We start from the raw sequence: 14,940 nt of genomic DNA on the forward strand, positions 1-14,940 counted from the left end.
ATGCGTATTTTATTTGTATCCGCCGAAGCATCACCCCTCGCCAAAGTGGGCGGTATGGGCGATGTCGTCGGCGCTTTGCCGAAATTTCTGCGGCGCATGGGCCACGATGTCCGCATCTTCATGCCCTACTACGGTTTCGTCCCCGACAAAATGGACGTTCCCAAAAAACCTGTTTGGGATGGGTCTGCCATGTTCCAAAGCTTCTCGGTGTTTGAAACTGTTTTGCCGGGAACCGATGTACCTTTATACTTATTACAACATCCATCTTTCTTGCCGCGCCGCGTTTACGGCGGTGTAGATGAAGATTGGAGGTTCACTTTCTTTGCCAATGCTGCGGCTGAATTTGCCTGGAATCATTGGAAGCCCCAAATTATCCACTGTCACGACTGGCATACGGGGATGATACCTGTTTGGATGAGCCAAGACCCCGATATCAGCACGGTTTTTACTATTCACAATTTAGCTTATCAAGGGCCATGGCGCTGGCGTTTGGAGCAGATGACTTGGTGTCCTTGGTATATGCAAGGTCACAATACAATGGCTGCCGCAGTACAGTTTGCCGATCGAGTAAATACAGTTTCACCGACTTACGCCGAGCAAATCAAAACGCCAGCTTATGGGGAAACTTTGGAAGGTTTGCTCTCTTACCTCGGCGGTAAAGTATCGGGCATTCTGAATGGAATTGATACAGAATCTTACAATCCAGCAACTGACAAGTACCTCCATCAACAATTTAGTGCTGATACTATTGAAAAGCGCCCCGCTAATAAAATTGCGCTGCAAGAAGAAGTCGGTTTGGAAGTAAATAAAAATGCCTTTTTGATCGGCATGGTGACAAGGCTGGTAGAACAGAAGGGATTGGATTTGATAATTCAAATGCTCGATCTGTTCATGGCCTATACCGATGCTCAATTTATTGTACTCGGAACGGGCGATCGCTACTACGAAACGCAACTCTGGCAAATGACAGCCCGCTATCCCGGTAGGATGTCCACCCAACTACTTTACAACGAGGCTCTCTCCCGGCGCGTTTACGCAGGCTGCGACAGCTTCCTGATGCCCAGCCGTTTCGAGCCCTGCGGCATCAGCCAAATGCTCGCCCTCCGCTACGGGTGCGTGCCAATGGTTCGCCGCACCGGCGGTTTAGTCGATACCGTTTCCCACAACAACCCGATCGACAATACTGGTACAGGTTACTGTTTCGATCGCTACGAACCCCTCGACTTGTTCACCTGCATGATCAGAACTTGGGAAGGTTTCCGCTACAAAGATAAGTGGAGAGAACTGCAACAGCGCGGCATGAGAGAAGATTTTAGCTGGGATATTTCGGCCCGGAAATACGTCAACTTGTACAGCGATATTTTGGGACTGCCGCCGGAAGAAACCGCACCGGCACCAGAGGCAGAATTGATCGTTGGTAAGGGTTAATTTTAGTAAGGTGCGTCAGTCGGTGTTTGATTCAACTGAATCGAAGGGCTGGCTGACGCACCCTACAGCTTAGTAAGGTGCATCAGTCAATCGATTTTAGATTTTAGATTGAAGCATTGACTCCACGGATGAGTCCGGTGGCTTGTATCCTGGATGCTTTCAGTCGGTTTTTGATTCAATTTAATCGATCTACTGACTACTGACTACTGATTACTGACTACTAACTACTGACTACTGACTACTGACTACTGACTACTGAACAATTAATCAACAAATAAATCGAGAGGTAAATGACCGTAAGTTCCACTAACTCCATCTTCTGAGGAAGATTGACAAGAAATCAAAACGCCCCGGTAAGTTCCGGGATAGCCGTCAACATAATACGACCCCTTCAAAGTATTGAACTTAATATAAACCGAACCAGCAAAAGTCGAGACAGCATTGGGATCTAAAACAGTTTGATATCCCAAAGCTTTTAAATAAGCTTCTAAAGCTAAAAACCCCTCATCCGTCGAAGAAGCGCACACTCCCAACATTTGATAATCCGACAAACTTGCTACCAGCAAAATCGCTTGACGGAGTGCCTTTTTTTCCAGCGGCGATGCTACAGATTGCATATCCAGACAAGTGAAATCTTTGAGGATTTGCTGTGCTTCTTCAACAGTTAGGGTAGTGGGGTTGTGAGTAGACATGAATTGCTCTGATATTTCCCAAAATTACGATCGACAATCGGGCACTCATCAACGAATTTCTGCCATTGCAACCCTCAATCGACGGCGGTAACACTTGCACAAGTCCTGATTATAGCCGATTGTGTGCTCTGGCAATCAATTTGGGCGATCGTCTTCGAGGGCTTCGCTAACGCCCGTATCGCACAAAAAAGCTAGTAGTTTTGACGGATGTTTTCAAGTTTAGATCAGTCCGCGTTTTTTCAGCTTGGCTAGCGCATCTTCGGCCGCATTTTTCTCCGCATCTTTTTTGCTTTTGCCTTTACCTTCTCCATAGAGTTTCTCTGCGACATAAACTTTAGCGAGAAATTCCGGCTTGTGGGGTGTACCTCCTGCTTGAACTGTCACGTATTTAGGGGGAGTCGTGTCACCGTTGGCTTGTACCCATTCTTGAAAGCGATTTTTCGAGTCTACAGTCGATCGAGTTTCGACCACATTTTCGGGAACAGAATCAAACATTTGCCACACAAACTGGCTAACTTTGTCCATATCTTGTGTATCGAGATAGTAAGCGCCAATAAATGCTTCAAAAGTGCTGCTGAGCAAATTTGGATTAGTAATCCCACCTTCTCGATAAGCTCCTTTTCCCAGCCGCATTTTTAAGTCTAAACCTATTTCAGTAGCAAATCTAGCTAATTGTTTTTCATCTACTAATGCAGAACGCCGACGAGTCAGTTGGTCTTCTCCCATTTCTGGATGACGCTGATAGAGATATTCGCCGCTGAGAAAAGTCAGCAAAGCATCGCCGAGAAATTCTAAGCGTTCGTTGTCTTCTTCGTGGAATGTGGGGTTTTCGTTGACGTAGGAACGGTGGGTGAGCGCTTGGCGCAGCAGTTTTTCATTTTTGAATTCGGGAATGGTTATTTCTATCTCTTGTGTTGGATTAGTTAATGGCATAGGGGTTTTGTAGTGGTTATTGTTTTTGGAGTTGGGTGTTATTATGTGGACATGAAAGAGCCGCAGATAGCGGTAGGTTTCGAGAATCTAGTTTATCAAATAAACTGGATTTTTGCTATCTGCGGCGGGGGTAAATTTTAACAGAGATATGGCGCTTTTACCGTTAGCCCGCCAGGGGTTAAAACCCCTGGCTCATAGCTAAAGTCCTCTTAAGGGGACTGAAGATTGTATTTTTTAACTGTCAGTCGGTTTTAACCGACTTTAGCTATTAGACAGGGAATTTATTCCCTGGCGGACTGTGCAACTTTATGCAGATAATCTGTCTGCTTCTATTACAAACAATTGCTGATCCTGACATCGGATTTTTCCATCCTTTACAGCAGCATCAACTAACTCGCTAAAGCGTGAAAATGTTTTTCCCTGATGTTGGCAAACAGAAGTTACCCCCTGATATTTGGGGAAAAGGTTACGCATTACACTATCAATGCAGCTAAACAATGTGCGCTTATCTTTTTTTGATGCTGTTTTGATAGCAGCAATCATGTACTCGATCGCCTCATTGCAAGTGATATGACACTGAACATTTTCTATTTGCTGCGGAGTCTTGGGCGCTACCAAGCTAGGCAATTCATCCAGAAAGTGGAAGTCACTACCTACAATTTCTTTCAGCTTTTGTTTGAGACTACCTGGCTCAGCAAAGCCTATAACTTTTTTACCCCGATCTTTTAAATTGCGAACCAAGTTTACAAAGTCCCCATCTCCTGATACAAGGATAACTGTATCGGGAGGCCGATTGCTGTAAATATCATCAAGACAGTCAACCATCAATTGATTATCGGCACTATTTTTTAGAGGACAGGGAACATCGATACATTTAAAACGAAGGCTTTGTAGCTGGTCTTTTGCAGAGACTTGATCGGCACAAAGTGAATTGTAGTAGACTTTGGCGTCAATCAAGCTCCCCTGAAATTTGGCAAATTCTAGCAATAGACTACCTAGATGTTTAATTGACTTTGCGTTCTGAAGATCGATGTAAATAGAAACTACAGGCTGCAACTGCTTGGTTGGTTTGCCAATGATTGAATGATGGTTCGTCATTTTTCTGTGCCCTAAAACTAGGTTTGCAGGACAGCATCAATAAATTAAGCATCTAACCAAAGAAGTATTGTTTTTGAGTTTGCTCAAGAGGGACATTTCCCATTTAACAAAACTCTTGACTTACACACTATTAATTTAGTGTGTACTTGCTTGGTTAGCGTCTCAGCGATAGGATATGCAGATTTCGGACAGGCGTCCTAAAAACCCGTTGATATAGAAATTCAAACAAATGTCGTGCCAACTGACCTATTTATTCCAGTTGAAACGACATTAACTTGAATGTCTATATCAACGGGGCTTTAGGACGCTTACCCGAAATCTGCACATCCTACCGCTGAGACGACTTAACCAACACTCTTTGCTTTTGAATGCGGGTGTCTATCTGAGCTGTATTGTTTTGATACTTGCACTTTAACTCTTAGATGTCAAGGGGTAATCTAATTTAATTTTTTGAGTTTATCTGACACAAATACCCCTGCTAATCTCTAATTGCACAAGAATTACACAAAAACGCTATATATAGCGTAAATAGTCCATCATTCTCTGCTAATTAACGCTAGATTAGTGGCTGATCTCCGGCATTTGAACTCTAAATGTAAAAATATGTTGCAAACTTTGTACTGCTGTGTTAAGTTTAGTTACATAAGGTTGAAATTAAACGAGGTTTCTGGTCATGGAAAACAAAGACGCAAAAGTTGGCTTCACTGAGTTTGCTGAAACCTGGAACGGCCGTTTGGCAATGTTGGGCTTCGTTATCGGTCTAGCTACCGAATTCCTCACCGGTCAAGGCATTCTCTCTCAAATCGGTTTGATGTAATCAGCTTAACTGCACAATAGCTGAAATTCAGGCGATTAACCCCATAATAAGTGCAAAAGCCCCCCCGCTAATAAGTCCCCTTCACTTCACACGGAGGGGGCTTTTGCATTTTTTATCCAAAAATCCCACAGATAGCACAAACAAAAATCTTTTCCGTCTCAATATTTATCGCGAGACTAACTCCAGCAAACTAAGCAATTTCTACAGAATCCAAAATCCTCAATTTAGGAGTCAAAGTCGCCATCTTCACCAAACCGTCGCGTTTGTGACTCCGCGTGCTGTTACCTAAAATCATCTCCGCCAGATCGGGCATTTCCTGCCAGCAGTGCGAGCAGAACCAATAAACGCGATTGTGGCGAGCGTGGCGGAGCAATTTAGAGGAGCAACAAGGGCAACTATTCATGATATTTTAAACCTTTTTTGAAGATATGGAGCGATAACCCAATCATTAGAGAGATTCACGAAGGCCTGCACATCTCAATTCCAGGCACAAAAATAAAAAATCTCTTTCACTCACAGCTTTGAGCGTCGCGCAAGTAGCACTTTTGGAGGCCCAACAGTAACACCACAATCAAAAGCTGAACGCTCCAAGGAGCCCAAGAGAAACCCCAAATAAAACAACCCAGCCCGGCCCAAGCCACAAGAACAAAAATATCTTGAGAGGTTTGCCAATAAACCCAGACTGCTGCCAGAGAAACTATTAGTAGCAAAATGTAAGCTGAGGGCATAGTCGTCTTCTCCCAATGTGTCTGCCAACAGTCAGGAGCGATCCCTGACGTTCTGCTTAAACATAAAACTAAAACCTGAAGAACTTATGAAGACGAGTGAGTTGTTACAAAAAGTAAAATAATCCTGCCAGCTTATATTTTCCCGATAAATCAGTAGGAATACTGAGCTCATGGTTGAGGCCGAATCAGGTTAAATGAACGCACTACCAATAGGGATTTAGGCATCCCTAATTGGTATCAATTTCACCCCAAGACCGACAGGGTTGAAACTGATACCGGACTGAGGTTTTGAGTCTTAAGCTGACAGGACGAAAGGTACGGGGCCTAAATCGCTACATATATCCTGTCCAATCGCCCCGATTCTATCTAAGGAACCATACCAAAGAAACCAAGTTTTTTTAACTCTCTTTGCCTGCAAAACTACTGCTTGAAAAGCTGCACAATTCAAGGCGCGCGATCGATCTATTCTTGCTCCCAGCCCAAAGCCTCAGCGACCTGAGCCGCCAAAAACATCGGTTCAAAAGGCTTAGCAATCACGCTCACCACCCCCAAATCCGCGAACATCCGCCTGTCCCCAGCCAGAGCCTTAGCTGTCAATAAAATTACCGGAATGTGCTGCGTAGCCTTATTAGCTTGTAACTGTAGAAAAGTAGTAGGCCCGTCTTGGTCGGGCATCATCACGTCCAATAGAATAGCATCAGGCTGTTCGGCAAGAGCCTTAGCAACCCCCTCGCGGCCCGAACTCGCTGTCAGGACTTCCCAGCCCCCCACCAGTTCAAGACTGACTTGAGCTACTTCCCGAATATCTTCCGCATCGTCAATAACCAAGATGCGCTTGGCAGTCAAAATTAACATTTTTTTAGAAATGAGAACTGATCACAGATTAGAGGCGAAATGTGAATATTTTGTAAAGCAAATTATTTTAGCCGATCAGACTTTACAGTAAATTTTCAAAACTGTATAGCAGATGTTGAAGAAAGAAGGAACAAGGAAGACCGAAGTTGCCATCGAGCGGCAGGATTTCAACTAAGAACATCCTAACCGTCTGGCGCGGTTGCTGTAAAATATCCCACCCAAAAAAAGCCGCTTTTCCACATCAAATCGCGCTTTTTGCCTGCTGTCCCCAAACTCCAGAAAAGGCTGAGATTGTTTGTCGATGACTCGATCGAACAATCTGCACAAAATCAGTAACTTTGGGTACACCTGGGTAGTAATTAACTTTCAGTTGCCAGCCCCTCCCTGAGAAGTGGCAGACTTAAGAAAAAACTGCTGCCCTCCCCCACAACACTCTCCACCCACATCCGCCCCCCGTGCTGCTGCACAATACTGCGACAAATAGCCAGCCCCAAACCAGTACCTCCCTTCTGGCGAGAATCTGAAGCATCAACTTGTTGAAAGCGTTCAAAGACCATCTCCAGTTTGTCTGGCGGAATACCCCGCCCTTGGTCTTTCACAGCAATCACGATGTACCACGAGCTCGTCCCTGGCAAGTGCGGAGGCGCGGCGGCAGGCTCAGGAGACAACAAAGACGGAGACGACACCGACTTGTGGGCTGCTTTTTCTGCCAAATCCGGATTGTGGGTCAACTCCCCGCTCAGCCAAACCGTAGCGCCGGAGGGAGAAAATTTTATAGCATTACTGAGTAAATTTGTCAAGGCTTGAATTAGCCGATCGGGAACAGCTTGCAATTGCGCCCCTACAGGCTTCACCGACAGAGTAATTCCCGCCTGCTGAGCCATTCCTTGCATCTCGTCAGCCGCCTGCAACATCAGCTCAGCCACATTGCAAGTTTGTTTGATGGCAGTGCTGTAACTCGACTCCATCCGCTCTAAATCTAGGATGTCGTTGACCAAGCGCACCAAACGGTCAGTATTAGTGACCGCAATCTCCAGCATCCGCTTAGCTTTCTGGGGGTAAGCGTCCAGCAGGCCGCTGTTGAGGAGGCCCAGGGCGCCGTGAATTGAGGTCATGGGTGTCCGCAGTTCGTGGCTGACAACAGAGATGAATTCATCTTTCATGCGCTCGACGGCAAGCCGATCGGTGATATCTTTAAAAGTCACCACAGCTCCAATAATTTCGCCTTCTTCTCGCATCGGAGCGACAACGTACTCAACCGGAAAACTGCTGCCGTCTCGCCGCCAAAAAATCTCATCGGTGACGCGCCGCGCCTCTCCGTCTTCCAAGGTGGCTAAAATTTGAGAACTTACCCGGTTCGGCAGCAGTTTGCCCGCCTGCGGTGCGGCGCAGTGTGGGACAAGTTCCGACCCTGAATTGATGTCTGTTGCAGGTGACAGTTGCTTGATCGCCCTTGAGCATTCTTCCTGTGCACGGTGTAAGCTTTCATAGAGTGGTCGATCGATCAATTGCTTCGATTCGCACCCAGCCATTCTCACCGCCGCAGGATTGACAAAAGTTACTTTTCCCTCTTTGTTCAATCCGCAAATTCCTTCTCCTGCCGAGAACAAAATCATTTCTGTTTGGTGGCGGAGTTGTTCAAAGGCTTTTTCGACTCGCTTGCTGTCGCTTATGTCGCGAGAGATTGTCGAAACGCCCGTTACCGCTCCAGTCGCGTCTTTAATCGGAGAAATCGTCAGGGACACATCTATCTGTTGACCGTCTTTCCGCAAGTGTACGGTTTCGTAATGGTCTATGCTGGCTCCAGCCCTAATATTTTCCAGAATTTGGGGCATTTCCTTGGGGCGTTCGGGTATGGCTAAAATCTCGATCGACTGGCCCTTGATTTCCGCAGCACAGTAGCCGTAAATCTTCTCGGCTCCTGAGTTCCAGCTCTGAATTGTCCCGGCGAGGGTTTTGCCGACGATGCCGTCGTCGGAAGACTCGACAATCGACGCCAAGCGCACGAGTTCGTCTCTAGTTTGCTTGTGTTCGGTAATGTCGCGACCCAAAATCACTATAGTTTTGCGTCTGCCGTCGGGGTGAAATACGGGTACTTTAATCACGTCGTAGATTTTCACAGTACCGTTTGAGCGGAGAATCACTTCTTCTCCCCTAGAAAGCTCACCTTTTTCCCACGCTTCTCTATCGGTCACCTCGCACGCCTGTAGTGCCTCGCGGTAAAAACTGCTAAGTTCTCCTAGTTGAGAATCTTTGAGGCCGCGGTAGTCTATTTTTTCTAGGTCGAACACTTCCAAAATCGCTTGATTTGCCTCCAGCCACCTGCCCTCGCCATCTTTGAAGCAGACAATATCTGGCATGGCATTGATCAGCGAGTTGAGATAGGAGTTTTCTCGCAGTGCCGTTTCTACCTCCGCCCGCTTGGCGATTTCCCGTTGCAGGTTTTCGTTTGCCTTTTGCAACGAGTCCTTTAACAAACTTTCTGTAAAAGTCTGTTCTTTAATTACTTCCTGAAGTCTGTGGAGTTCTAACGACTGCCACCTGCGGGCCAACAAATTCTCTACCCGCAAATGCAGTTGGGTGAGTTCGACGGGACTTACTATCAAATCGTCTATTCTGGGTTCGAGTTGTTTTGCCTGCTGCGAAAATGGCTGCTCAGCAATAGCAGGCGTTTGGGATTGACTAACAAGCAAGAACGGTAAAAAAATCGGCTCGGCGGCAGTTTTTAATAATTCTACCAGCGGCCGGATGCGATCAAAATTTGCCTCGTCGAGAATGCACAAGTCGAAAGCGATTTGGGGAATGGGAAAGTCGGAGTTGGGATTTAAAGCGCGATCGAGTACAATCACCTCATGCTCGGTGTTGAGGTGGGCGATCGGCAAATTAAGTTGTTGGTGGCGATCGACCAAGAGTAAAATGCGGCTCATTAGTTTGTTAATTTCCCCATGACTAATGATATGATGTCCGGTAAATTAACCATTATATTATGTTGTGTAGTCAAGAATTAAGTCCTCTTTTTTATGAGGAATGAAGCCCTCCTACCAACAAATTTTATAGCCTTAGATCGACCGGACGTGATCGAAATTATCAAGGCATTAGGTAGCCAGAGTAGAATCCCCAATTTAATAAAATTTGATAAGCATTTAATTGTTTGTTGGTTCAAAAAATGACTAATGACTAATGACTAATTCAGGGGGCGGGTTTATATTTATTTGGGTTGTCAGTTCTATGAAAGCTGGTGAAACCCGCCCCTACCGACTAATGACTCATGACTGATGACTAAGGGCTTTTTACGGCATTCCGATCTGAATAAAAGCATCTTCCGGCATACAGCTAGAATAAGTCGCCCCTTCCGATAAAACCGCAATCAGCCTCACCTGCCAGTCGGGCATAATCTGCAAATCTGCCCAGGGCACTGCTACCTCCAAACATTTATCCACTCCCACTTGGGCGCGGCTAATGCGGGGCTGCCACTCATCGCCCTCTTCTGCTTCCTGAAACCAAATCGATTTTGTCAGCAAATTAATCTCTAACTGATGGTGGTATCTATAGTTTAGCGGTGCTTCGTCAGGCAAACCCGACAGCGGAATCAAACTGTTGTGCATGGTGCGATCGGGATAAAACCAGAACAAATTTAACTGCTGCGGGCAATCAATTCCCGGCCGCACCCCTACCTTGAAGTCGGCACGAATGTAAAAATTCAAGTGGTCAACCCCGTACCAAAGCCGCTGAATTGCCGAGCTCCGGTGCATCGTACCTCTTGCTCCCCCAACTTCAATCCGGCCGGCTTTGTCCCAATCCTGTTCGTTGCCGATACCGTCAATCACCGGGTGAATAAAGCTCAGCGGCAGGTGGTCGCCTTGAACCTCGTGCACCTCTACTTGTCGCCGCACTTCCGGGGGTACGGGCTCGCCGAGAGCTTCGTAAATTCCCGCTACGTGTTCCCGAAATAGCTGGTCGAACATGGCATCTTGGTTCGATGTGTGGCCTTCGCCAAACCACCAGAACCAGTCGGAACCTTCGGCAGCGTAAAGCGCTTCCCAAGCTTCTGGGTTGCTTTCTTCTGTGGCCTCTGGATGGTTTGCCAGCATTTGTCTCGCGGGCCCTAACAAGTCCCAAGCGCGATTTTTCGCGGGGTCGCCGATCCAAGTTGTGAGGGAACCGTCCACCCAGGAACCGGTGTGCAGTTGGGCTGCGGGAATTGTTTCGGTTGCTGGGAATTTGTCGAGAAATTCCGAGACTGTGACTAATTTGATATCTGGATTGTCGCTGAGAGTTTGATAGAGGGATTCTAAGAACGGTTTGCCGTCTTGGGGATAGAATTCCCAGCAATTTTCGCCGTCTAGGGCGATCGTCACTAACCAGGGATTTTCTAAAGCTGTTTGGCCGTCGGGTTGTCGGTGTTTGAGAGTTCTGCCGATCGCTTCTAAGTGTCCCACTAAATCTGATGCTGCTTTTTCCGGCTCCATCGAACCGTAGGTAAACCCGATCAAGTCGGACAATCTGTGGTCTCTAAATACTATAGCTAAATCACCGTCAGGAGTTTCTAAACGGTAAGGGCGATATAAGAATTCTGGTTCGTAGACATTCCCTGTCGCGTCGCGATTGAAAAAGTGTTTAATTGTCCACCCCAATACTGCTTCGTCCGAGACTATCCATTTAAAGCCTTGTTTGGCAATGTAGGGCAAAATTTCCGGGCTGACTGCTTGTTCCGACGGCCACAAACCGCGCGGTTGGCAATCAAACCGATCTTCATACATTTCCCAGGCTTTTCTCAGGTGTCGGGGAATATCTTCTTCCCACTGAAACCTGTGTTGTGGCAGCGTCATGTTTGGAATAGCTATGCGGCCGCCATTAGTGTCGGCAAGCAGCGGTAAAATCGGGTGCGTGTAGGGGGTTGTGGAGACTTCCAACTGTCCCTCAGCTTGCATTTTACGGTGCTGGGGAATGATGCGAGCGAGGATTTCTTTTTGTTTTGAGTAGATGTTTTTTCGGTCTACCAAACTAAAATTTTGTCCTTGTTTCAGCCACCCTGCAATCTCGGGGTCGTCCCAAAACAGCGGGTCAATCCAAGCTAAATTGTGCCACGCCAGCAAGTCGCTAAAATCCTGCAATTTCCAGTTTGCCAAACACCACTGAATGCCTTTTTCCTGCCGCTGAGTGTAGAGTTGAGCGTAGCGAGGGTGTGGCTGAATCAGGGTGTGGTAATTGGCGTCAAAGAAGTGTTCTAAAATGAACTCTTGTTCTTCGATATTTAAAGTTTCTGCTGGCTTTAATGTCACCGCCAAGTAAGGGTCTAATGCTCTGTCTGCGATGCAGTCTTCTATCTGCAAAATCAAGGATGGAACCAAGTTTACGGTTTGATGCAGGTTGGGATATTTTGCCAGCATTAGCACTAAATCCAAGTAGTCTTTGACTCCATGCAAACGCACCCAAGGCAGTCGGTACTGAGCTGCTCCTGCGCTAGCTGATACTCTGGATTTATAGAGCGGTTGGTGTTGGTGCCAAATGAAGGCTACATAAAGAGGGTGAGACATTGAATTTAGTAATTGGTAATTGGTAATTGGTAATTGGTAATTGGTAATTAAATTTGGTAATTGGTAATTAGCAATTAAATTTGGTAATTGGCAACAGTCAACAGTCAACCGTCAACCGTCAACCGTCAACTGCCAACTACCAATTGCCAACTGACTAATTACATTACCTGTTCGACTTCGGCAATTTCTGGGATAGCCTCGCGCAGGCGACGTTCAATGCCCATTCTCAGAGTCATTGTGGAGCTGGGGCAAGAGCCACAAGCTCCTTGCAGTCTCAGGTGTACCACTGGGCCGTCAATTTCTACGAGTTCGACGTTGCCACCGTCGGATATCAGGTAGGGGCGCATTTCATCGAGAACTGTTTCGACGTTATCTCTGGTTAGTGCTAGTGTCATATTTCGCCTCTGTGATGATTTCTTGCAGTTGATGAAAGTTCGATTTGACTTAAGGACAGCATTCTCAACCCGCGCGGGATTTAAGAAACCGGGTTTTTTGATAAAAGACTTAGGCACTCAGGTGAGTCCGCGGCAGTAAACCCGGTTTCTGTCACGCTGATGCTCGATCCCAATTAGCTCTCTCGTTCGATCGTAGCGTTACTTGCCGCCAAATCAAGTTGATTCTGATAGGTTAACCAAAAAAACCCTTTTATTTAAGAAATTGGGTTTTCGATCGCGTTACACTACTGCTGGTTCTAGCAGTTTGACGTTGGAGTAGTTGAACTCGGTTGTTGTCAGTTGACCTTTTTCTTTTGCTCGAACTACTTGCTTTGTCATGACATAATAGTCGCCTATCTTCTCAAAGGTATCTTCAAATTCGAGTTCTTTGATGATTTCGTCTGTTTGGGGGTTGCGGAAAACGGCATCGTAGTGAGTCGCCAAAGAACCTTCGGGTGTCTCTAAGCTTTTGTGTGTGTCAATTACGAAAGCCATGCGGCCCATCACCCGGCTGACTTGACAAATTGAGAGACCTCGGATTTTATAATTCGAGCCCATTGAGTCGCCTTGCACCAAGATGTCCACAGCGTCGGTGCTGTCCTTCTCGCCCAGGGTAAAGCTATTTTTGCCGTGAGATTTTTCAAATGTCGAGCGTTTGCGGTGGGTGACAATATCGCGCATTTGGGTGTAGACGCTTTGCTGCACTTCCTCATCTTCAATGCCGCTGACTTCCACGCTCATGTCGGGTTTGATGGAAACATGACCCGTATATACTTCGTCGCCCTGTTTGAGTTCAATATCGGCACTGTAACCGGGAAAATTGGCATCCCAGGTATAGCGGTGTTCGTAAGCAGCGCGAAACAAATCGCGAGCGTTGGCTTGCTCTGTCATAAATCCCTCTTTCTCTTGACACCCATCTAGTTTAGCTTAACCGCGAGAAGCCCCACATTCGCTGGGTAGGGGAGTTACCCGCACTCCTGGCGATCACTTGTTGGGGGTGCTGCTGGGCTGGCAATTAGGGCGCAACCAGAATTTACTTTCTTTATCGGTTGCTATGATTTGAAAGTGACATCCTCCTAAACCAAATCAAAGATTATGGTGTAGGCTTCCCAAGAATCACTTCTTAGGTTTCCTGGTTGTTCTCTTGCGAGATTTCGCCACTTGCCTAGACTGAGTTGCCTCAGTCCCCGGTAGATCGGCTGCACAGGCGCTTTCGATTCCCGTCTGTCCAACGGTACTAATGAGGCATATCCCTCGGTTTCTGATATTCTGACCTGCTGCCACATCTCTATTCGTTGTGTATCCACAGTGAGGACAGCTATGAACTCTAACACTCAGGTCTTTTTTGACTTCCCCGCCACACTCAGGACATTCTTGAGAAGTCCCCCTAGCATCTACTTCGGCAAAGAATTTCCCACGCTTCCAGCACACATACTTAACGATGGTTCTGAATTGTCCAAAAGCAGCGTCAAGCATATACTTCCCAAACATCCCTTTGGCACTGATGCGGTAATCCAAGTCTTCCATGAAAACCATATCACCAACATCACAAAGGGCATGGGCTTGCTTGAAGTGGAAGTCTTTCCTCGTGTTGTCAATTTGATGGTGAAGTCGGGCAACTTTAAGGCGTTGTTTTTCGTAGTTTTTAGACCGCTTACTTTTTCTCTTCAGTCTGCGTTGCAGCACTTTCAGCCTACCTTGCAGACGTTTAAAGAACTTTGGCGGTTTTACAAGAACACCGTCACTTGTTGCCAAGAATTTCTCCAACCCAATATCAACTCCAATGGGATGACCGTAGGGTGTTGGGTCGGGAACGTTGACATCACATTGCAGCGAAATAGATGCGTACCATTTATCGGCTTTCCTCAAGATTCGCACTTGTTTGACCACAAACCCTGTCGGGATAGGTCGATGCAAGTTGATGGGAATCGCCCCAGTCTTGGGCAGTTTAATGTGCAAATTCGTCACTGGATTCTCTTTAAATTGAGGAAACAGCAACGACTTAAACTGCCCATACTTCTTGAATCTGGGGAAGCCGAACCCTCTCTCCTGGAAATATTCCCACCCTCTATGCAACTGCTTAATAGCTTGCTGGAGAACTTGAGAAGGAACCTCACTCAACTTGGGAAATTCTTTCTTAGCTTTCGGCAAGTTGTTAAGCTGTTGAATTTCGCCTGGGAACTTTAGCTCCGAAGAAATGATGTACTCTTTCTCCAGAGAGCATCTGTCACTCGGACACTTACGACTGTCACACCCATCTTTTATCTCTCTCAGTGCATAGTTAAATGCGCCTCGACAGATTTCCATCCACTCAATGAGTTGTTGCTCTTGAGCGGAGTCTGGTTAGAGTCGATTAAGGAGTTACCCCCCTAACCTCTCCTTCAAAACCGGACGTGAGACTTTCACCTCATCCGGCTC

The 14,940-nt window shown here is 46.6% G+C and carries 12 protein-coding genes and 1 pseudogene; 2 read left to right on the forward strand and 11 right to left on the reverse strand.

Annotation, left to right across the window (positions count from 1 at the left end; all coding sequences use genetic code 11):
• Positions 1 to 1,428, forward strand: a complete 1,428-nt coding sequence (gene glgA / locus QUB25_RS26830) for a glycogen synthase GlgA (RefSeq protein WP_333038719.1) — start codon at positions 1 to 3, stop codon at positions 1,426 to 1,428.
• A 263-nt stretch (positions 1,429 to 1,691) separates the two neighbouring features.
• Here glgA and QUB25_RS26835 read toward each other — a convergent pair whose 3' ends face one another.
• The 3 genes from QUB25_RS26835 to QUB25_RS26845 all read right to left on the reverse strand — a co-directional run bounded on the left by QUB25_RS26835 (position 1,692) and on the right by QUB25_RS26845 (position 4,151).
• Entirely contained in the window at positions 1,692 to 2,120 is a 429-nt protein-coding gene (locus tag QUB25_RS26835) for a DUF1824 family protein (protein ID WP_333188083.1), read from the reverse strand.
• Between the two features lie 219 nt (positions 2,121 to 2,339).
• Entirely contained in the window at positions 2,340 to 3,053 is a 714-nt protein-coding gene (gene rnc / locus QUB25_RS26840; RefSeq protein ID WP_333188085.1) for a ribonuclease III, read from the reverse strand.
• A 306-nt stretch (positions 3,054 to 3,359) separates the two neighbouring features.
• Positions 3,360 to 4,151: an NYN domain-containing protein gene (locus tag QUB25_RS26845; protein WP_333188088.1), complete on the reverse strand. Its 792-nt coding sequence runs from the start codon at positions 4,149 to 4,151 to the stop codon at positions 3,360 to 3,362.
• Positions 4,152 to 4,824: 673 nt separating this feature from the next.
• Here QUB25_RS26845 and QUB25_RS26850 point away from each other — a divergent pair.
• Positions 4,825 to 4,968 carry a chlorophyll a/b-binding protein gene (locus tag QUB25_RS26850; protein WP_015176459.1) on the forward strand — a complete coding sequence of 48 codons (144 nt, stop codon included), beginning with the start codon at positions 4,825 to 4,827 and terminating at the stop codon, positions 4,966 to 4,968.
• Between the two features lie 190 nt (positions 4,969 to 5,158).
• Here the strand turns inward: QUB25_RS26850 and QUB25_RS26855 are convergent, their stop codons facing one another.
• The 8 genes and pseudogenes from QUB25_RS26855 to QUB25_RS26890 form a co-directional block, all read right to left on the reverse strand.
• A complete protein-coding gene (locus tag QUB25_RS26855) occupies positions 5,159 to 5,281 on the reverse strand; it encodes a hypothetical protein (RefSeq protein ID WP_333119747.1) in 123 nt (40 codons plus the stop codon).
• 196 nt (positions 5,282 to 5,477) lie between these two features.
• Positions 5,478 to 5,696: a hypothetical protein gene (locus QUB25_RS26860; RefSeq protein ID WP_190655558.1), complete on the reverse strand. Its 219-nt coding sequence runs from the start codon at positions 5,694 to 5,696 to the stop codon at positions 5,478 to 5,480.
• Between the two features lie 462 nt (positions 5,697 to 6,158).
• Entirely contained in the window at positions 6,159 to 6,551 is a 393-nt protein-coding gene (locus tag QUB25_RS26865; RefSeq protein WP_190655560.1) for a response regulator, read from the reverse strand.
• Positions 6,552 to 6,910: 359 nt separating this feature from the next.
• Positions 6,911 to 9,478, reverse strand: coding sequence for a PAS domain S-box protein (locus tag QUB25_RS26870; protein WP_333188090.1), 2,568 nt, complete (start codon positions 9,476 to 9,478; stop codon positions 6,911 to 6,913).
• 363 nt (positions 9,479 to 9,841) lie between these two features.
• Positions 9,842 to 12,088: a glycoside hydrolase gene (locus QUB25_RS26875; protein WP_333188093.1), complete on the reverse strand. Its 2,247-nt coding sequence runs from the start codon at positions 12,086 to 12,088 to the stop codon at positions 9,842 to 9,844.
• 158 nt (positions 12,089 to 12,246) lie between these two features.
• Entirely contained in the window at positions 12,247 to 12,483 is a 237-nt protein-coding gene (locus QUB25_RS26880) for a NifU family protein (RefSeq protein ID WP_006632519.1), read from the reverse strand.
• 279 nt (positions 12,484 to 12,762) lie between these two features.
• Positions 12,763 to 13,413: a DUF3386 domain-containing protein gene (locus QUB25_RS26885; protein ID WP_333038699.1), complete on the reverse strand. Its 651-nt coding sequence runs from the start codon at positions 13,411 to 13,413 to the stop codon at positions 12,763 to 12,765.
• 225 nt (positions 13,414 to 13,638) lie between these two features.
• Positions 13,639 to 14,865, reverse strand: a pseudogene (locus QUB25_RS26890) (RNA-guided endonuclease InsQ/TnpB family protein); the annotation flags it as partial.
• Between the last annotated feature and the right edge of the window lie 75 nt (positions 14,866 to 14,940).

Source organism: Microcoleus sp. B3-D7, assembly GCF_036705305.1.
In the GTDB taxonomy this organism is placed as follows: Bacteria; Cyanobacteriota; Cyanobacteriia; order Cyanobacteriales; family Microcoleaceae; genus Microcoleus.